We start from the raw sequence: 19524 nt of genomic DNA on the forward strand, positions 1-19524 counted from the left end.
GTCAGAGGCCGTAGCGCTCCCGCGCCTCGGCCACCCGCTGGGGCTTGACCTCGCCGCGCCGCGCGAGCTGCGCGAGCGCCGCCACCACGACCGACTGCGGGTCGACACCGAAGTGCCTGCGGGCCGCGTCACGCGTGTCGGAGAGGCCGAAGCCGTCCGTGCCGAGCGACGACCAGTCCTGCTCGACCCACTGGCTGATCTGGTCCGGCACCTGCCGCATCCAGTCGCTGACCGCAAGCACCGGGCCCTGCGCACCGGCCAGGGCGCGCTTCACGTACGGCACGCGCTCCTCGCCGCGCAGCAGCGCCGCGTCGGCCTCCAGCGCGTCCCGGCGCAGCTCCGTCCAGGACGGCGCCGACCAGACGTCGGCCGAGACGCCCCACTCGTCGGCGAGCATCTTCTGCGCGTCGAGCGCCCAGTGGATCGCCGTGCCGGACGCCAGCAGCTGGATCTTCGGGGCCTCGGGCGCCGTCAGGTCCGCCGTGCGGAAGCGGTACAGGCCCTTGAGGATCGACTCCTCGTCGACGCCCGCCGGAATCGCCGGCTGCACCTTCGGCTCGTTGTAGACCGTCATGTAGTAGAAGACGTCCTCGGCCTGCGGGCCGTACATGCGCCGCAGACCCTCCTTCACGATGACCGCGACCTCGTACGCGAACGCCGGGTCGTACGACAGCGCCGCCGGGTTGGTGGAGGCGATCAGGTGCGAGTGGCCGTCCGCGTGCTGGAGGCCCTCACCCGTCATCGTGGTCTTGCCGGCGGTCGCGCCGATGACGAAGCCGCGGCCCAGCTGGTCCGCGAGCGCCCAGAACTGGTCGCCCGTGCGCTGCCAGCCGAACATCGAGTAGAAGATGTAGAACGGGATCATCGGCTCGCCGTGCGTCGCGTACGACGTGGCGGCGGCGGTGAAGTCCGCGAGCGAACCGGCCTCGGTGATGCCCTCGTTGAGGATCTGGCCGTTCTTCGCCTCCTTGTAGTACAGGAGCTGGTCGCGGTCGACCGGGTCGTACGTCTGGCCCTTCGGCGAGTACAGGCCCGCCGAGGGGAACAGCGACTCCATGCCGAAGGTGCGGGCCTCGTCGGGTACGACGGGGACCCAGCGCTTGCCGGTCTCCTTCTCCCGCATCAGGTCCTTGATCAGGCGGACGAACGCCATCGTGGTGGCGATCTCCTGCGTGCCGGAGCCCTTCTTCAGGGCGTCGAACGGCTTCTCGGCCGGCGCCGGCAGCGGCTTCGCGACGACCTTGCGGGCCGGGGCGAGACCGCCGAGCGCGGCGCGGCGCTCGCGCAGGTACTGGACCTCGGGCGAGTTCTCGCCGGGGTGCCAGTACGGCACGAGGTCGCCGGTCAGCGCGCTGTCCGGGATGGGCAGCTCCAGCAGGTCCCGCATGGTGCGGAACTCGGCGCCCGTGAGCTTCTTCATCTGGTGGTTGGCGTTGCGCGACTCGAAACCGGCGCCCAGCGTGTGGCCCTTGATCGTCTGGGCCAGGATCACCGTGGGGCCGCCCTTGTGGTCCAGGGCGGCCTTGTACGCGGCGTACACCTTGCGGGGCTCGTGGCCGCCGCGCGAGTTCTGGAACAGCTCCAGCAGCTTGGCGTCGCTCAGGCCCTGCGCGATGCGGCGCAGCGACTCGTCGGCGAAGAAGTGCTCGCGGATGTAGGCGGCGTCGCGGGTCGCGTACGTCTGGAACTGCGCGTCCGGGGTCTCGCCGAGGCGCCGCACGAGCGAACCGTCGACGTCCTGCGCGAGGACGGAGTCCCACGCCTGGCCCCAGAGGGTCTTGATCACGTTCCAGCCGGCGCCGCGGAACTGGGACTCCAGCTCGCGCACGATCTTGAAGTTCGGACGGACCGGGCCGTCGAGGCGCTGCAGGTTGCAGTTGATGACGAACGTGAGGTTGTCCAGGCCCTCACGGGCGGCGAGCGCCAGGGACGCCGTCGACTCCGGCTCGTCCATCTCGCCGTCGCCGAGGAAGGCCCAGACGTGCGAGGCCGAGGTGTCCTTGATGCCGCGGTGCTCCAGGTAGCGGTTGAAGCGCGCCTGGTAGATCGAGGAGATCGGGCCGAGGCCCATGGACACGGTCGGGAACTCCCACAGCCAGGGCAGCCGGCGCGGGTGCGGGTACGAGGGCAGGCCGTCGCCGGCCGCCTCCTGGCGGAAGCGGTCGAGCTGGTCGGCGGTCAGCCGGCCGTCGAGGAAGGCGCGGGCGTAGATGCCGGGGGAGGCGTGGCCCTGCAGGTAGAGCTGGTCGCCGCTGCCGTCCCCGTCCTTGCCGCGGAAGAAGTGCTCGAAGCCGGTCTCGTACAGCCACGCCACCGAGGCGTAGGTGGCGATGTGCCCGCCGAGCCCGAGTTTGGAGCCGCGCGTGACCATGGCCGCCGCGTTCCAGCGGTTCCAGGCGGTGATCCTGGACTCCATCGCCTCGTCACCGGGGAACTCCGGCTCGGCGGCGGTGGGGATGGTGTTGACGTAGTCGCTCTCCAGGAGCTTCGGCAACGACACGCCGGACGCGCCGGCGTGTTCGAGGGTCCTGCGCAGCAGGTACGCGGCGCGGTGGGGGCCCGCATGCTCGGTGACGGCGTCGATGGAGGCCGCCCATTCGGCGGTTTCCTCGGCGTCACGGTCCGGGAGCTGGTCGAGCTCGCTCGGAAGCTTGCCTACGGGGTCGGGCATGGTCGCCGCCTTCCAAACACAGCAAACACAGAGGGGTGGTTCTGGGCCTTGTCTGGCAGGACAGGGCGGTGGGCTGTTGTGCAGTCCACGGTTGACTGTAAGTCTCTGATCGATGATCGATCAAAGGGAAGACGGGATAAAGTTGCATGATCTGATGGAATTGGCATTCCGTGCCAGATCAAATGGCACGCAGTGACGGGGTGCGGAAGCCGTTTTCGCAGATCAACCGGGCATTTCGGGATGTCGGCCCGTGGGTGAGTGTCACCGTCCGTCTGACCTCTCCCCAAGATTATCGGGGAAGTGCCGGGGACGGTTCCACGTCGGCCGGCAGGCGCCGGGGGTGGCTCCTGCGGTACTGATCCTCTGGTGCTGCTCCCGTGCCCGTCGGTTCGGCCGCAGCGCGGCCGGACGGAGCCGCCGCACGGAGCCGCCACACGACTGCCACGCGGAGCTGCGAGGCGGAGCTGCCACGCGGACCGGTCCACGCGGGACGGGCCTCCCCCTGCCGGGCCGCCACCACGCGCTCACCCCCGGCGCGTGGACCCGTCCGGCCGCGGCGCGCAGCCGAGTACATGCACCTTGACCAGCGGCCCGATTCCCGGGTCGCGGCGCTTGAACGCCTCGACCAGCTCCTGGTGCTCCTCCGCGTACGACTGCTGCACCGTGCCCAGCCAGCGGATCGACAGCGCGGTGAACACCTCGATGCCCAGCCCCTCCCAGGTGTGCAGCAGCACGCTGTTGCCCGCGGCCCGCACCAGCTCCCGGTGGAAGCCCACGGTGTGCAGCACCTGGCCGGTGCCGTCGCCGGCCAGGTCGGCCTCGTAGAGACCCGCCACGTGCGGCTCCAGGGCCGAACAGTCGGCGGCGAGCCGCTCCGCCGCCAGCTCCGCGGCGATCTGCTCCAGGCCCGCCCTGACCGGGTAGCTCTCCTCCAGGTCGGCCGCGGAGAGGTTGCGCACCCGCACGCCCTTGTTGGGGGCGGACTCGATCAGCCGCAGGCTCTCCAGCTCGCGCAGCGCCTCACGCACGGGCGTCTGGCTGACCTGGAGTTCCGTCGCGATGCGCCGCTCGACGATCCGCTCGCCCGGCTGCCAGCGGCCGCTGACGATCCCCTCCACGATGTGCTCGCGGATCTGCTCGCGCAGCGAGTGGACGACGGGCGGGGTCATGGACAGCTCCTCCTGGCGAGCGGGCCACCGATGCGTGCCTGATTCGGGAGCCGGCGCTTCTTGACGATGGCGACGACGATACGGCGACGCCCCCGTCAGGACGGAGAGTCCCGACAGGGGCGTCGTTGCCGCACTGCTGACTACCTTGAGCGGACGAGGGTGACGAGCGGGCTCACAGGCCCAGGTCGACCTCGAACTCGCCGGCCTCCAGGATCGCCTTGACGGACGTCAGGTAACGGGCCGCGTCGGCGCCGTCCACCAGACGGTGGTCGTAGGAGAGCACCACGTACGTCATGTCGCGGATCGCGATGGTCTCGCCGAGCTCCGGGTGGTTGATGACCACGGGGCGCTTGACGGTCGCACCGATGCCGAGGATCGCGACCTGGTTCGGCGGGACGATGATCGTGTCGAACAGCGCACCGCGCGAACCGGTGTTGGAGATGGTGAAGGTCGCACCGGCCAGGTCGTCCGGGGTGATCTTCGACGCGCGCACGGCGTTCGCCAGCTCCGCGGTCTTCTTGGAGATGCCGGCGATGTTGAGGTCGCCCGCCCCCTTGATGACCGGGGTCATCAGACCCTTCTCGGAGTCCACCGCGATACCGATGTTCTCGGTGTCGAAGTACGTGACCGTGCCCTCGTCCTCGTTGATCCGGGCGTTGACGACCGGGTGGGCCTTCAGCGCCTGGGCCGCCGCCTTGACGAAGAACGGCATCGGGGACAGCTTCACGCCCTCGCGGGCCGCGAAGGCGTCCTTCGCCTGCGCGCGCAGCCGCATCAGCCGGGTGATGTCCACCTCGACCACGGAGGTCAGCTGGGCCTGGCCGTGCAGCGCCTTCATCATGTTGTCGCCGATGACCTTGCGCATGCGGGTCATCTTGACCGTCTGCCCGCGCAGCGGGGACGCCTCCAGCTTCGGCCCCTGTGCGGCGGCCGGAGCGGCGGGGGCGGCCGACGGCGCCGGGGTCGCGGCGGCCTTGGCGGCCTCCGCGGCGGCGACGACGTCCTGCTTGCGGATACGGCCGCCGACGCCGGAGCCCTTGACCGTCGAGAGGTCCACGCCGTTCTCCGAGGCGAGCTTGCGGACCAGCGGCGTCACGTACGCGCCGTCGTCCGAGGCGTCCGCCGGAGCCGCGGGTGCCGCGCTGCGGGCGGGAGCCGGCGCGGCCTGCTGCGGCGCGGGGGCCGGGGCGGCCGGAGCCGGGGCGGGCGCCGCGGGCGCCTGCTGCTGCGGGGCCGGGGCGGCCGGAGCCGGAGCCGGAGCCGGGGCGGCCGGAGCCGCCGGGGCCTGCGGAGCCGGAGCCGCCGGGGCCTGCGGAGCCGGTGCGGCCGGGGCCTGCTGCTGCGCCGGGGCCTGCGGAGCCGGAGCCGCCGGGGCCTGCGGGGCGGCACCCGGCGCGCCGATGACGGCGAGCTTCGCGCCGACCTCGGCCGTCTCGTCCTCGGCGACCACGATCTCCAGCAGGACACCGGCGGTCGGGGCGGGGATCTCGGTGTCGACCTTGTCGGTGGAGACCTCCAGCAGCGGCTCGTCCTCCTCGACCGACTCGCCGACCTCCTTCAGCCAGCGGGTCACGGTGCCCTCGGTGACGCTCTCACCCAGCGCGGGCAGGACGACGTCGGTGCCCTGGGCGCCGCTGCCGCCGGCCGCGGCCTGCGCGGTCGGTGCCGGGGCGGGGGCCTCGGTCTCGGCGGAGGGCTGCGCCGGCTGGGCGGCGGGCGCGGGCTGGGCGGCGGGCGCGGGCTGCGCCGGCTCGGCGGCAGGCGCCTGCTGCTGCTCGGCGGCCGGGGCGGGGGCGCCCGTGCCGTCGTCGATGAGGGCCAGCTCGGCACCCACCTCGACGGTCTCGTCCTCGGCGACCTTGATCGCCGACAGCACGCCCGCCACCGGGGCGGGGATCTCGGTGTCGACCTTGTCGGTGGAGACCTCGAGCAGCGGCTCGTCGGCCTCCACCCGCTCGCCCTCGGCCTTGAGCCAGCGAGTGACTGTGCCCTCGGTGACGCTCTCGCCGAGCGCCGGCAGGGTTACGGAAACCGCCATGGTTTCTCTTGCTCCTATCGGATGTGCGGTAGTGGTCTCGTCGCGCGCTCTGACTGTGCGCTGCGGCCTCGCGGCCCGCTCAGCGCGTCAGTCGTGGGAGTGGAGGGGCTTGCCCGCCAGTGCGAGGTGGGCCTCGCCGAGCGCTTCACTCTGGGTCGGGTGGGCGTGGATGAGCTGCGCGACCTCGGTCGGCAGCGCCTCCCAGTTGTAGATCAGCTGGGCTTCGCCGACCTGCTCGCCCATACGGTCACCGACCATGTGGACGCCGACCACCGCACCGTCCTTGACCTGGACGAGCTTGACCTCGCCCGCGGTCTTGAGGATCTTGCTCCGGCCGTTGCCCGCCAGACTGTAGTTGAGCGCGACGACCTTGTCCGCACCGTAGATCTCCTTGGCCTTGGCCTCGGTGATGCCGACGGAGGCGACCTCGGGGTGGCAGTACGTCACGCGCGGCACGCCGTCGTAGTCGATCGGGACGGTCTTGAGACCGGCCAGCCGCTCCGCGACGAGGATGCCCTCGGCGAAGCCGACGTGCGCGAGCTGGAGGGTGGGGACGAGGTCGCCGACCGCCGAGATCGTCTCGATGTTCGTGCGCATGTACTCGTCGGCCAGGACGTAGCCGCGGTCCATGGCCACACCCTGCTCCTCGTAGCCGAGGCCCTGCGAGACCGGGCCGCGGCCGATGGCGACCAGCAGCACCTCGCCCTCGAAGGTCTTGCCGTCGGCCAGCGTCACGCGGACGCCGTCCTCGGTGTACTCGGCCTTCTGGAAGAAGGTGCCCAGGTTGAACTTGATACCGCGCTTGCGGAAGGCGCGCTCCAGGAGCTTGGAGCTGTTCTCGTCCTCGACCGGGACGAGGTGCTTGAGGCCCTCGACGATGGTCACCTCGGTGCCGAAGGACTTCCACGCGGAGGCGAACTCGACGCCGATGACGCCGCCGCCCAGGATGATCGCGGACTTCGGCACACGGTCCAGCGTCAGGGCGTGGTCCGAGGAGATGATGCGGTTGCCGTCGATCTCCAGGCCGGGGAGGGACTTCGGCACGGAACCGGTCGCCAGCAGGACATGGCGGCCCTCGACGCGGCGGCCGCCCACATCGACGGAGGTGCGGGAGGACAGGCGGCCCTCACCCTCGATGTAGGTCACCTTGCGGGAGGCGATGAGTCCCTGGAGGCCCTTGTACAGGCCGCCGACGACATCGTCCTTGTAGGCGTGCACGGCCGCGATGTCGATGCCCTCGAAGGTGGCCTTGACACCGAACTGCTCGGACTCGCGCGCCTGGTCGGCGATCTCGCCCGCGTGCAGCAGGGCCTTCGTGGGGATGCAGCCGCGGTGCAGGCAGGTGCCGCCGACCTTGCCCTTCTCGATCAGGGCGACGTCCAGGCCCAGCTGGGCCCCGCGCAGGGCCGCGGCGTAACCACCGCTACCACCGCCGAGGATCACTAGGTCGAAAACGGTGCTGGCGTCGTTCGCCACGTCACGTTCCTCCATGCATGTGCGCCGTACGCCGGGCGGGTCTCGGCTCGTCCGGACGGCTGGTGTTCGGCCGCTTCTCTTCGGCCCTGTGGTGGGGGCCCTGTCCTGCCGAGAACCCATCTTTGCACTTGTCGGCGGTCGGTGGGACGCGGGGCCGCGCTGCGGAGCGACGGGTGAGCGGACTCACGTCGTCGTGTCCGCGTACGGGCGGACGGATCGGGCGGCGCCCCACCCCGGTTTCGGCGAGGGCGAAATCCGGCGTTGCGCCGGTCACACGGGTGGCGGCGGGGAGCGGGGCACGGTTGGCGGCCCGGGTGGGGAGCGGAGGGCGCGGCCGACCCGGGGCGCCGGCCCGTTCCCGCCCGCGCGCCGACGGTCCGAAGCGGGGGATGGGCTCGTGCGGGCAGGGGGCCGGAGGCCGTCGCGGCCGAAGCGGCACGCGCGGGAAGGCCGGCTGCATGCGCGGGCGGGCTGCCCCGGATGCCGCGGTGCCCGGGGCGGAGGCCCCGGTGCGGCGGGCGCGCTACCCCGCCGGTGCGATCCCGCACACGGCGGCTGCGGGTTCGCACCGCACCGCCCGGGACGCCGGCCGGGCCCGTACCGGATCGTCCTCCGCGCGCGGGGCACGTGATCCGGTACGGGCCCGGTGGCCGGACCTCACGGTCCGGGCGGACTCGCGCGACGCGAGGGTCAGCCGAGGTCGCCGGCCGCCGTGTGCTCGGCCAGCGCGACGAGGGTGCGGATCGCGGAGCCGGTGCCGCCCTTCGGGGTGTAGCCGAACGGCGCGCCCTCGTTGAACGCGGGCCCGGCGATGTCCAGGTGCGCCCACGTGGTGTTCTCCGGCACGAACTCGCGCAGGAAGATGCCGGCGACCAGGCCGCCGCCCATCCGCTCGCCCATGTTGGCGAGGTCGGCGATCGGCGAGTCCAGGCCCTTGCGCAGGTCGGCCGGGAGCGGCATCGGCCAGGCGGCCTCTCCCACCTCGCCCGCGAGCTCGTGCAGCGCGGTGCGGAAGGCGTCGTCGTTCGCCATGATGCCGAATGTGCGGAGACCGAGAGCCAGCATCATCGCGCCGGTCAGCGTGGCCACATCGACGATCGCGTCCGGGTTCTCCTCGGCGGCGCGGGTGATCGCGTCCGCGAGCACCAGGCGGCCCTCGGCGTCGGTGTTGAGCACCTCGACGGTCTTGCCGCTGTACATCCGCAGCACGTCGCCGGGGCGCGTGGCCGAGCCGGACGGCATGTTCTCCGCCAGCGCGAGCCAGCCGGTCACGTTGACCTTCAGGCCGAGCCTGGCCGCGGTCACCACGGAGGCGAGGACGGCGGCGGCGCCGCTCATGTCGAGCTTCATCGTCTCGTTGTGGCCGGCCGGCTTCAGCGAGATGCCGCCCGAGTCGTACGTGATGCCCTTGCCGACGAAGGCGAGGCTCTGCTTCGCGCCGCGGGCCGTGTAGGCCAGGCGGACCAGGCGCGGAGGGTTGGCGGAACCCTGGCCGACGCCGATCAGGCCGCCGTAGCCGCCCTTGGCGAGGGCCTTCTCGTCCAGGACCTCCACCTTGATGCCGTGCTCCTTGCCGGCGGCGGTGGCGATGGCGGCGAAAGCCTCGGGCGTCAGGTCGTTCGACGGAGTGTTGATCAGGTCGCGGGCGCGGTTGATCTCCTCCGTCAGCGTGATCGCGCGGTCGGCGGCCGCCTTGTGGGCCTTGTCGCGCGGCTTCGCGCCCAGCAGCACGACCTCGCCGACCGGCGGCTTCGAAGCCGAGTCCTTCGCGGCGGACTTCTCGCCGGACTTCGCGGTCTTCTTCTTCTCGCCGCCGCGGTACACCGTGAAGGCGTACGAACCGAGCAGGAGGCCCTCGCCGATCGCCGCGACGTCCTCGGCCGTCTCGACGGGCAGGGCGATGCCGGCCTTCTTGGCGCCGGTCAGGGAGCGCGCGGCCACGCCGGCGGCGCGGCGCAGCGACTCCGCGCCGAACGCCTCGTCCTTCTCCGGCAGCGGGCCGAGCCCGACGGCGAGCACGACGGGGGACTTGAAGCCCGCCGGGGCGGGCACCTTGGTCACCTCACCCTCGGCGCCGGTGGCTCCGAGGGTCTCCAGCACGGTGGCGAGTTTGCCGTCGAAGCCCTTGTCCACGGCCTCGGCACCCGCGGCCACGACGGGTCCTGCGGCGCCCTTCGCGACACCGACGACGATGACGTCGGCGCGCAGCGTGGCGGCGCCCGACGTGGTGAGAGTGAGAGCAGTCACGGTGGTGAAATCTCGCTTCCGGTTAAGTTTCTTGACGGTCGGTGGATGGGCCGACCTGCCCGGCGCATCGTAAAACCGGCCCTGCCTGCGCCGGAAAGAGCCTACGCGCGCCGCTGACGTGAGGCGTCTCGCACCCTGGACAGGGGGAGCGGGGGCGCCGCGGGGTGCCGCAGAGGGCCCGTTACGAGGGGCCGGCGGCCAGCACCACCAGCGCGACGGTGGCCGCCGTCTCGCACAGCGCGCCGAGCACGTCGCCGGTGATGCCGCCGAACCGGCGCACACAGTGCCGAAGGAGCAACTCGGCGGCGACCGCGGCGAACAGGACGGCCAGGCCGTCCCGTACCGCGTCCCACGCCGAGAAGGCGGATCCCGCCGCCGCCGCGGCGAGGACCACGGCCGACAGCGCGAGCACCGCCGCGCGGGCAGGCACTGTCCCGGCGACGGCTGCGCCGAGGCCGCCCGGCCGGGCGGCCGGCACGCCCGCACGGCAGCCGAGAGCGAACACCGCGCGCGCGGAGACGGCGGCGAGGGCCAGGGCGACGGCGGCGCGGGCCGGGCCGTGGTCGTAGATCCGGGCCACGGCGGCGGTCTGGGCGAGCAGGACGAGGACGAGCGTGACGACCCCGAACGGTCCGATGTCCGACTGCTTCATGACCCGCAGCGCGTCCTCGGCGGGCCGGCCGCTGCCCAGGCCGTCCGCCGTGTCGGCGAGGCCGTCGAGGTGCAGTCCCCGGGTCAGGGCGGCGGGGACGGCGACCGCCCCGGCGGCGGCGAGCAGCGCACCGGTGCCCAGCAGCCACAGCACGGTGGCCACGGCGGCTGAGGCGGCGCCCACGACGAGCCCCGCGAGTGGCGCGGCGAGCATCCCGAGACGGGCGGCCGGCCGGTCCCAGCGCGTCACGCGGACCGGCAGCACCGTGAGGGTGCCGACGGCGAAGCGAAGACCGTCGCCGAGTGCGGCGCGGTCGGGGGAGTCGGACGCGGTAGGGGAGTCGGCCACCGCCGCACCCTAGCCGGGGCACCCGTCGGACGGACGGGATAAGTTACGCATACGGTTCGTATCGTCCGGTGAAACGAGGGGTGGCATGGGTCACTGGTTCCATCAGAACGTGGTGGAGCCGGGCAAGCTGCCCGCGCTGCTCGCGCTCTTCTCGTTCGTCGTGTGCTTCCTGCTGACGCGGACCGTGACCCGGCTGATCAGGGCGGGCAAGGGCCCCTTCCGCAACGTGGCGCCGGGCGGCATGCACATCCACCACGTCGTACCGGGTGTGGTGCTCACGGTGGTGGGCGGTTTCGGGGCCGTCGGCACCGGCACCCATGGCGCGGCGGCCTCGGTCTTCGCGGTGATCTTCGGCGTCGGCGCGGGCCTCGTCCTCGACGAGTTCGCGCTGATCCTGCACCTGGACGACGTGTACTGGACCGAGCAGGGCCGGCAGAGCGTCGAGGTGGTGGTGATGGCGGCGGCCCTCGCGGGCCTCGCCCTCGGGGGGTTCGCGCCGCTCGGCGTGGACTCGCTCACCGCGGACCAGCAGCAGGACCGGGCCACGGCCATCGTGACGATCGTCGTCAACTGCCTCTTCGCGGTGGTCACGTTCGCCAAAGGCAAGCCGAGGCTCGGACTCATCGGCGTGCTCGTGCCGTTCGTCGCGCTGATCGGGGCCGTACGCCTGGCCCGCCCCGGCTCGCCCTGGGCGAAGCGCCTCTACCGCGGCCGCCCCAGGGCGAGGGCCCGCGCCACGCTGCGCGCGTACCACCACGACGCCCGCTGGACGGGTCCGAGGAAGACGTTCCAGAACTGGCTGGGCGGCACGCCGGACGCCCCGGCCCCGCCGGGGCTGCCGCGCTGACCGGGCTCCGGCCTGATGCCGTGGCCGATCCCCGCCGCCTGCTCCATCCACCTGATGTACCGACAGCACCGGCGGCCGACGCCGCGCGCCTGCTCCGCTCCCCGCCGAGCGGCGCCGCGGCGCCGCCGCTCACCGCAGGACGAAGCACCCGCGCCGCTCCAGCGCCGCGACGGTCCCCTCCGCGTCGCGCAGGTCGTTCCACCGCAGGTCGAGGCGGTCCAGGGCGGGCATCTCCGCGACCCACCCGGGCAGCGAGGTGAGCCGGTTGGACCGGAGGTCGAGCGACCGCAGCGACGGCAGGGCGGCCAGCGCCCGGGGCACGTCCGCCAGCCGGTTCTCCCGCAGGTCGAGCAGGCGCAGCCCGCGCAGGTCCGCGAGGCTGCCGGGCAGCGCCGCCAGGGCGTTGCCGCGCAGCCACAGCTCCCGCAGTTCCACGAGGCGCCCGAGCCCCGGTGGCAGGCCGGTCAGCCGGCAGTGCTGGGCCCGCAGTTCGAGGAGAGCGGCCATGTCGCCGACGCTGTCGGGGAGTTCGGTGAGCGGGTTCTCCCCGGCGTTGAGGTACCGCAGCCGGGAGAGCCGGCCGATCGCGGGCGGCAGCCGGGACAGCTCGTTGTCGTGCACGTACAGGCACCGCGTCAGGTCGGCGAGCGCGCCGATCTCCCCGGGCAGCGTCCGCAGCCTGTTGTGTCCGAGGTCCAGGGTGTGCAGGCGGCGCAGCCGGGCGACCCGCGGATCGAGGCGGGTCAGCCCGTTGCCGGCGAGGACCAGCATCTCCAGCTCGTCGCGCTCCCAGACGGCGTCGGACACCTCGCCGAGTCCCTGCCGCCACAGATTCAGCACGCTCACGCGGCCACGGTACGGGCCCGGGCGCGGTACGGGTACGGCCCCGGGCGGCGGCCCGGTCGCCGGCGCGGGAACCGGGGCCCGGCCCGCGCCCGCGTGTCCGGCCGGAGAGCGCGAGGGCGCGAGCTCCCCGAGAGCTTCCCGTCGGCCCGGCCCGGCCGTTCGGAGCGTGCGGCCGGCCGTCCTCCGGGACCGTGCGTTCGGACGTTGCGTCGGACCGTCCGTCCGGCGCGGGTGCCGGCCCGCACTCCGGCCCCGGCGGAGCGTCAGGTCGCGTCGAGGAGGTCCTGGCGCGTGTCCGTGTCCCCGGCGGATTCCGGGAGTTCGGCTGCCAGGGCCGCGGCGGCCTGCACCAGCGGCAGGGCCAGCAGTGCGCCCGTCCCCTCGCCGACCGTGACGCCCTGGTCGAGCAGCGGTGTCATGGCCATCCGGTCGAGGGCCTTGGCCTGGGCGGGTTCGCCCGTCAGGTGCCCCGCGAGCCACCAGTCGGGGGCGCGGAACGCGGCGCGCTGACCCACGAGCGCGCAGGCCGCGGAGACCACACCGTCCAGGATCACCGGCATCCGCCGTACCGCGCTCTGCAGCAGGAAGCCGGTCGCCGCGGCCAGGTCCGCGCCGCCCACCGCGGCGAGGAGCTGGAGCTGGTCGCCGAGCACGGGCCGGGCCCGGCGCAGCGCGTCGCGCACCGCCGCGCACTTGCGCATCCAGGCCAGGTCGTCGATCTTCACGCCGCCGCGCCCCGTCACCACGGACGCGTCCGTGCCGCACAGCGCAGCGATCAGCGTCGCGGCGGCGGTCGTGCCGCCGACGCTCAAGTCGCCGAGCACCACCAGGTCCGTGCCGGAGTCGGCCTCCTCGTCCGCGATCCGCATCCCGAGCCGTACGGCCTGCTCGGCCTCCTCGGCGCTCAGCGCGTCCTCGACGTCGATCCGGCCGCTGCCGCGCCGCACCCGGTGGCGGACGACCTCCTCCGGCAGCAGCGCCGGGTCGCAGTCCAGGCCCGCGTCCACGATCCGCACGCCGACGCCCGCACGGCGCGCCAGCACGGCTCCCGGACTCGCGCCGTCCAGGGCCGCGCGCACGAGGGTGTGCGCGGTGGAGGCGGGCCGCCCCGAGACGCCGAGCCCGGCCACCCCGTGGTCGCCCGCGAACAGCACCACGCGGGGCTGCGCGACGGCCTTGACGGGCACGGACCGCTGCGCGGCCGAGAGCCAGTCGCCCAGCTCGTCCAGGCGCCCGAGCGACCCGGGCGGCACGGACTGCCGCTCCCTGCGTTCCTCGGCGTCCCGTCGCATACCGCTGTCGGGGCGCTCGATCAGATCGGAGAAGTCGTCGAGATTCAGGGCGCTCATGTGCCCGAACAGTACCCGGCCCAGGTCGGCCGGGGGCCCCGCAGGTCCCCGTGGATCCCGTGGGGGCGGCGCGGCGCGGGATCAGCCGCGCAGCGGGAGCGCCTGGCCCGCCACCACCAGCAGCAGGTGCTCGCACTCCGCCGCGAACGTCGCGTTGAGGCGGCCCAGTTCGTCCCGGTAGCGCCGAACCGACGCCACCGCGGGTACGACGGACGAGCCCACCTCGTTCGTCACCGCCACCACCGTCCGCCGGGTGGCGCGCACCGCCTCGACGAGTTCCGCGGTGCGCGCGTGCAGCGCCTTCTCGCCGCCGCCCGCCCAGGCCGCGTCGTCCCACGCGCCGATCCGGTCCATCGCGTCCGTCAGCCACAGCGACAGGCAGTCGATCAGCAGCGGCGGCCCGTCCCGCGCGAGCAGCGGGACGAGATCGCAGGTCTCCTCCGTACGCCAGGACGCCGGACGCCTGTCGCGGTGCGCCCGCACCCGCTCGCCCCACTCCTGGTCGTCGCCGCGCGACCCGCCGGTCGCCACGTACACGACACCGGGGAAGGCGGCGAGGCGCCGCTCCGCCTCCAGCGACTTGCCCGAGCGGGCCCCGCCGGTCACCAGGGTGCGCCGGGGCACCCGCGGCGCCGGGCGGTACGCGCCGACGGTGAGCGTCGTGCCGTCGGGCACCGCCCGCGCGCCCGCCGCCGCGAGCCTGCGCGCGAGCTCAGCCCCCTGGGGCACGTCGTGGTCGAGGTGGACGGCGATCACGTCCGTCGACGGGCCGATCGCGCCCGCGTCCCGCAGCCGCGCCACCGCGTCGGGCCGCCCGGTCACGTCCGCGACGAGAAGGTCGTACGGGACGGGGTGCTCGCGCTCCGCCTCAAGACCCGCGGGCGCGCCGCCCGGTGGCAGGTACAGCAGGCGCTCGCCGTCCGGCGAGGCGACCTCGTACCCCGTGCCGGGAGCGTCCATCGGCACGGCCCGTACCCGGTGCCCGCTCAGCAGGGTCAGCACCCGGCCGTCCGCCACCCGCCCCGCGTTCGGCAGCCCCGGGGGCAGTTCCATCGCGGGGCCGTCGTGCGGGTGGCTGAGCAGGACCTGCCGCACCTGGCCGAGGGTGTGGCCCGCCCGGGCCGCGGCGAGTGCGGCGCCCGGGGTCAGGTCGAGCAGCAGCACCCCGTCCACCAGCAGCGCCGTCGCGGCCCGGGCGTCGTCGCCGAGGGCGGCCGCGCAGACGGCGCAGGGACATTCGGGGCGCGGCAGCCCTTCGGGGGCTCCGGTGCCGAGCAGTGTCAGTTCCACATCCACGATCCTCCATCGACACCGCGTACGGTGCGCGCCCGGCTACGCTGCGGGCAGCAACTGTGATCAGCGGCAGTTATCAGCAACAGTGACCAGTGATCAGGGTAGAAAGCAGCCCGGGAGCACCTGGAGGCGCACATGGCGTGGACGTGGCGGTTCGAGAAGGCCGACGGGACGGAGGTCACGCCCGCCGTGCGGGCCGAGGAGTTTCCCACCCAGGGCGACGCCGAGTCGTGGATCGGCGAGGAGTGGAAGGAACTGCTGGAGGGCGGCGCCGACCAGGCCTCGCTCTTCGAGGACGACACGAAGGTGTACGGCCCGATGAGCCTGCACGCCGAGCAGGCCACGCCCGAGGGGGAGCCGGCCGAGCCGGCGGACGCCGCCGAGGACGCGGAGGGCGCGCAGGACGCGGAGCGGGACTGACCGCGCCGCGACGCGTCGGGTGAGGGGCGCCGCACGGATCGGGTCCGTGCGGCGCCCCTCACGTACATCCCCGGACAGGGTCCCCCGCGTCGATACCCCGGGTCTCTTTCGGACGGCGTGCGCCGGCCGGGGCGGCGGCGCGGCCCGCCGCCCGTGCTCCGCTCTCCCCGGCGCGGCCCGGGTGCGGTTGCTCTGCCGGCCCCGTCACGTCTCGCTGAGCTTGACCTTCGCCGTCTTCGACGCTCCGCCGCGCAGGTAGGTCACCGTGACCTGCTGGCCCGGCTTGTCGCCCGCGATCGCCTCGGACAGGGAGGCGATGTCGGTGATCCGTTCGCTGCCGAGCTTGACGATGATGTCCCCGGCCTTGAGGCCCGCGGCCCTCGCCCCGCCGCTCTTGGTCGTGCTCACGACCGCGACGCCGGTCGGCTCCAGGTCGGCGCCGAGCACCGTACGGCCCGTGATGCCGAGCGCGGCCCGCCCCGAGTGGGTGACCTTGCCGGTCTTGATGATCTGGTCGGCGACCGTCTTCACGGTCGAGACGGGGATGGCGAACCCGATGCCGGGCGCCGCGCTGCCGCCGCTGCCGATGTCGGGATCGGTCGCGGCGAGCGTCGGGATGCCGATGACCTCGCTGTTCAGGTCGACGAGCGCGCCGCCGCTGTTGCCGGGGTTGATCGCGGCGGACGTCTGCACCAGGTTGGCGATGGTCGCGCCGGTGCCGCCGCCCTGGCCGGCGCTCTCGGTGACGGTACGGCCGACGGCGGAGACGATGCCCTGGGTGACGCTGCTGGACAGGCCGAGCGGCGAGCCCATCGCCAGCACGATCTGACCGACGGCGACCTTGGAGGAGGTGCCGAATCTGGCGCCCTTGAGTCCCTTGGGCACGGACTCCAGCTTGATCACCGCGAGGTCCTGCTGCGGGAAGCTGGAGACGAGGCGGGCCGTGAGCGGCTGCTCGCGGGTGGCCACGGTGACCCGGAAGGACTTCTTCGAGCCGACGACGTGGGCGTTCGTGACGATGTGGCCGGCGCTGTCGTAGACGATGCCGGAGCCGAGCGCGTTACCCGCCTCGATCTGGACGACCGAGGGGAGCACGTTCTTGATGGTGTTCTCGTAGTCCGTCTGCAGTTCGTTCGTGACCCGCCGGGGGACCGCGTCCCGCTCGTTGGCGGCCGAGGCCGAGTGGGCGGCGATCGGCGCGACGGGCGTCGCGGACGTTCTCGCGGCGGCGGTGCAGCCCGACACCAGGGCGGCCGCACACAAGCCGGCGGTCAGGGGCAGCAGCGGCCGGCGCGAGCGGCCGCGGTACAGGGATCGGTCCATGACCGGAGTATCCCTTTTGCACTATTTATCGAATGGGCGGCGCGCGGCGGACGGCTCCGCTCCCACGCACCCGGCCCCCGCTCGGGCCGACGTGCGCGCCGACGAGTCCTTCAGGACCGCGCGGAAGCGGTGAACCCGCGCAGGCGGGCCCGGCTGCGAACAGCGGTGTGTCAGCCCCGCACGCCGCACAGGTGCAGCAGCGCCGCCACCGAGCGGTAGGGGTCGGTGCGCCCGGCCCGCTCCTCGGCCGCGAGCAGCAGGTCGAGCTCCCCGCCGCAGGGCGGCTCCGCCTCGTCGTCGGCCGCGTCCGTGAAGACCCGCACCCCGTACCAGGCGCCCAGTGGCGCGGCGATCCCCTCCAGCGTCCGGGTCACGTCCGCCAGCCGGTCCGCGCGGACCGTAAGGCCGAGCCGGTTCGTGTACGAGGACCCGTCGAAGGCGGCGAGCGCCGTGCGCCAGTCGCCCTCACAACCGGAACGCAGCGCGAGCGCGTCACCATTGCGTACGAGGAGCGAGAGCAGCCCGCCCGGCGCGAGCATCCTGGCGAGGCCGGCGAGCAGCGCGTCCGGCTCGCGCACGTACATCAGCACGCCGTGGCACAGGACGACGTCGAAGGCGCCCGGTTTGAAGTGCACCCCCGTGTCCATGCCCTCGCCCTGAATCAGGCGGACCCGCTCCCTGATGCCCTCCGGCTCCCGCGCCAGTTCGGCACGGGCAGCGGCCACCATCCGCGGATCGGACTCCAACCCGGTCACGGCGTGGCCCGCGCGGGCGAGGCGCAGCGCCTGGGTGCCCTGGCCCATGCCGACGTCCAGTACGCGCAGCCGCTGCCCGACCGGGAAGCGGCCGGATATCTGCTCCTCCAACTGCCGGGAGACCAGTTCCTGGCGCACGACGTTGCGCAGTCCGCCCAGCCCCTTCAGCCAGGGGGTGGACCCGTCGCGGAAGCCGCCGTCGTCCTGGGCCGGGCCGAGGGGGGCCGACCTGTCGTCCTGAGGGGTGCCGAGGGGGGCGGGCCTGTCCTCCCGTGGTGCGCCGAGGAAGACGGACCTCTCGTCCTCGGACGAGCCGAGGGAGACGGAACCGTCGTCACCGTCGTCCCGGCTCGCGTCATCCGGTGCGGAAAGGTCCGCAGGATGGCTGCTCAGAGTTTCGCCCCGCGCTTGACCTGCGGCTTCGGCAGCCGGAGCTTGCGGATCTGCAGCGTCCGCATCAGGCCGTACATGACGACGCCACGCGACGGCTCGTTCGGGAAGCGGACCGCGATCTGCTTCTTCAGGCGCAGGCCCAGGAAGACCGAGTCCACGACCATCGCGATGATCACGAGCAGCCACAGCAGCAGCGCGATGTTCTGCAGCGCGCCCACCCGCACCATCGTGAGGACCAGGATCACCACGGCGGACGGCAGGAAGAACTCGGCGGCGCAGAACCTCGCGTCGACATAGTTGCGCGCGAAGCGGCGCACAGGGCCCTTGTCGCGCGCCGGCAGGTAGCGCTCGTCGCCGTTGTTCAGCGCCTCGCGCTGGCGCGCCATGTCGGACCTGCGCGTCTCCCGCTGGCGCTTGACCGCCGTCTTGCGGTCGGCCGGAGGCGTCGTGGCGCGGCGGCGTTGCGACTGTGAGTCGCTGCGCTTCGGCGTCGGCCTGCCCTTGGGGGCCTGCGGGTCGCGTGAGTGCTTGGTCAGGTCGGCCGTCACCTGGGTGGCGGGCGCCTTCTCTTCGTTCGAACGGCTACGGAACACAAGGGCCAAGGGTACGGGCTCGGCCGCGCGGGCCCCAACATCGCGCCGGGAACGATCGCGCAACAGCCTTCGTCTTCAGGGTGTGCGGGAGGGACGAGACCGCGCGTACGCCCGTCGCGAGCGGGATCGGGCCCTCGGTGGGCGGAATGCGCCGTCCCGGTGGGGACCCGTACTCCCTCCGCCGGAGCGGGCTCCCCCGACAGTCGTCCTTGGGGATGACCGCATCCACGCTCGAACAGTGCGGTAATAGAGGCAGGACCCGTACTGTGGGTTCTGTTGGAGTGCTGGTTCCGGAGTCCGTCATGAAGGGGGCGCGCGAAGCCCATGAGCGGTGTGATGAAGCGTATGGGGATGATCTTCCGCGCGAAGGCCAACAAGGCCCTGGACAGGGCCGAGGACCCGCGGGAGACACTTGATTACTCCTACCAGAAGCAGCTGGAACTGCTGCAGAAGGTGCGCCGGGGTGTGGCGGACGTGGCCACGTCGCGCAAGCGCCTCGAATTGCAGCTGAGCCAGCTCCAGGGGCAGTCGACCAAGCTGGAGGAGCAGGGCCGCAAGGCGCTCGCCCTCGGACGCGAGGACCTCGCGCGCGAGGCGCTGTCCCGCAAGGCGGCGCTGCAGCAGCAGGTCTCCGACCTGGAGACGCAGCACCAGACGCTGCAGGGCGAGGAGGAGAAGCTGACGCTCGCGGCGCAGCGCCTCCAGTCCAAGGTGGACGCCTTCCGTACGAAGAAGGAGACCATCAAGGCGACGTACACGGCGGCCCAGGCGCAGACCCGGATCGCCGAGTCGTTCTCCGGCATCTCCGAGGAGATGGGCGACGTCGGCCTGGCGATCCAGCGCGCCGAGGACAAGACGGCGCAGCTCCAGGCGAGGGCCGGCGCGATCGACGAGCTGCTGGCGTCCGGCGCCCTCGACGACCAGTCGGGCCTGGCGAAGGACGACATCGCGACCGAGCTGGACCGGATCTCCGGCGGTTCGGACGTGGAGCTGGAGCTCCAGCGCATGAAGGCGGAGCTCGCGGGCGGTTCGTCCGCCCCGCAGGCCATTGAGGGCGGCGCGGAGCAGGGCGACGCGCAGCGGCCGAACTTCGACAAGGGCTGA

General features: G+C 73.2%; 15 protein-coding genes. 3 read left to right on the forward strand and 12 right to left on the reverse strand.

The features are described 5' to 3' along the window. Position 1: 1 nt before the first annotated feature. From aceE to OG310_RS25720, 6 genes are all read right to left on the reverse strand, one after another. Positions 2-2671 (reverse strand): pyruvate dehydrogenase (acetyl-transferring), homodimeric type, encoded by a 2670-nt coding sequence (gene aceE, locus OG310_RS25695; protein ID WP_329458221.1) that lies wholly within the window; start codon positions 2669-2671, stop codon positions 2-4. 524 nt (positions 2672-3195) lie between these two features. Continuing rightward, positions 3196-3840: a GntR family transcriptional regulator gene (locus OG310_RS25700; protein ID WP_329458222.1), complete on the reverse strand. Its 645-nt coding sequence runs from the start codon at positions 3838-3840 to the stop codon at positions 3196-3198. 172 nt (positions 3841-4012) lie between these two features. Next, the gene (gene sucB / locus OG310_RS25705) at positions 4013-5878 is read right to left on the reverse strand and encodes a 2-oxoglutarate dehydrogenase, E2 component, dihydrolipoamide succinyltransferase (RefSeq protein WP_329458223.1); all 1866 of its coding nucleotides are present in this window, start codon (positions 5876-5878) and stop codon (positions 4013-4015) included. An 87-nt stretch (positions 5879-5965) separates the two neighbouring features. Beyond that, complete coding sequence (gene lpdA, locus OG310_RS25710; RefSeq protein ID WP_329458224.1) at positions 5966-7354, reverse strand: dihydrolipoyl dehydrogenase; 1389 nt, start codon at positions 7352-7354, stop codon at positions 5966-5968. 690 nt (positions 7355-8044) lie between these two features. Then, on the reverse strand, positions 8045-9601 hold the full coding sequence (locus OG310_RS25715; RefSeq protein WP_329458225.1) for a leucyl aminopeptidase: 1557 nt from the start codon (positions 9599-9601) through the stop codon (positions 8045-8047). Between the two features lie 181 nt (positions 9602-9782). Then, positions 9783-10601, reverse strand: coding sequence for an adenosylcobinamide-GDP ribazoletransferase (locus OG310_RS25720; RefSeq protein WP_329458226.1), 819 nt, complete (start codon positions 10599-10601; stop codon positions 9783-9785). Between the two features lie 85 nt (positions 10602-10686). Here OG310_RS25720 and OG310_RS25725 point away from each other — a divergent pair, with 85 nt between their 5' ends. Further along, complete coding sequence (locus OG310_RS25725) at positions 10687-11448, forward strand: hypothetical protein (protein ID WP_329458227.1); 762 nt, start codon at positions 10687-10689, stop codon at positions 11446-11448. A 129-nt stretch (positions 11449-11577) separates the two neighbouring features. On the opposite strand, the gene OG310_RS25730 is transcribed toward OG310_RS25725, so the two are convergent. From OG310_RS25730 to OG310_RS25740, 3 genes are all read right to left on the reverse strand, one after another. Further along, on the reverse strand, positions 11578-12294 hold the full coding sequence (locus OG310_RS25730; RefSeq protein WP_329458228.1) for a leucine-rich repeat domain-containing protein: 717 nt from the start codon (positions 12292-12294) through the stop codon (positions 11578-11580). Positions 12295-12557: 263 nt separating this feature from the next. After that, positions 12558-13643: a nicotinate-nucleotide--dimethylbenzimidazole phosphoribosyltransferase gene (gene cobT, locus OG310_RS25735; RefSeq protein ID WP_329458229.1), complete on the reverse strand. Its 1086-nt coding sequence runs from the start codon at positions 13641-13643 to the stop codon at positions 12558-12560. Between the two features lie 81 nt (positions 13644-13724). After that, entirely contained in the window at positions 13725-14933 is a 1209-nt protein-coding gene (locus OG310_RS25740) for a bifunctional adenosylcobinamide kinase/adenosylcobinamide-phosphate guanylyltransferase (RefSeq protein WP_329460384.1), read from the reverse strand. Between the two features lie 138 nt (positions 14934-15071). Between OG310_RS25740 and OG310_RS25745 the strand changes: the two genes are divergently transcribed. Further along, the gene (locus OG310_RS25745) at positions 15072-15356 is read left to right on the forward strand and encodes a hypothetical protein (RefSeq protein WP_329458230.1); all 285 of its coding nucleotides are present in this window, start codon (positions 15072-15074) and stop codon (positions 15354-15356) included. A 204-nt stretch (positions 15357-15560) separates the two neighbouring features. Here the strand turns inward: OG310_RS25745 and OG310_RS25750 are convergent, their stop codons facing one another. The 3 genes from OG310_RS25750 to OG310_RS25760 form a co-directional block, all read right to left on the reverse strand. Continuing rightward, positions 15561-16679, reverse strand: coding sequence for a S1C family serine protease (locus tag OG310_RS25750; RefSeq protein WP_329458231.1), 1119 nt, complete (start codon positions 16677-16679; stop codon positions 15561-15563). A 170-nt stretch (positions 16680-16849) separates the two neighbouring features. Continuing rightward, the gene (locus OG310_RS25755) at positions 16850-17572 is read right to left on the reverse strand and encodes a methyltransferase domain-containing protein (protein WP_329458232.1); all 723 of its coding nucleotides are present in this window, start codon (positions 17570-17572) and stop codon (positions 16850-16852) included. 251 nt (positions 17573-17823) lie between these two features. Next, entirely contained in the window at positions 17824-18420 is a 597-nt protein-coding gene (locus OG310_RS25760; RefSeq protein WP_329458233.1) for a DUF3043 domain-containing protein, read from the reverse strand. Positions 18421-18744: 324 nt separating this feature from the next. On the opposite strand from OG310_RS25760, the gene OG310_RS25765 reads away from it, so the two are divergent. Next, a complete protein-coding gene (locus tag OG310_RS25765; RefSeq protein ID WP_329458234.1) occupies positions 18745-19524 on the forward strand; it encodes a PspA/IM30 family protein in 780 nt (259 codons plus the stop codon).

It is taken from the genome of Streptomyces sp. NBC_01497 (assembly GCF_036250695.1).
Classification (GTDB): domain Bacteria; phylum Actinomycetota; class Actinomycetes; order Streptomycetales; family Streptomycetaceae; genus Streptomyces.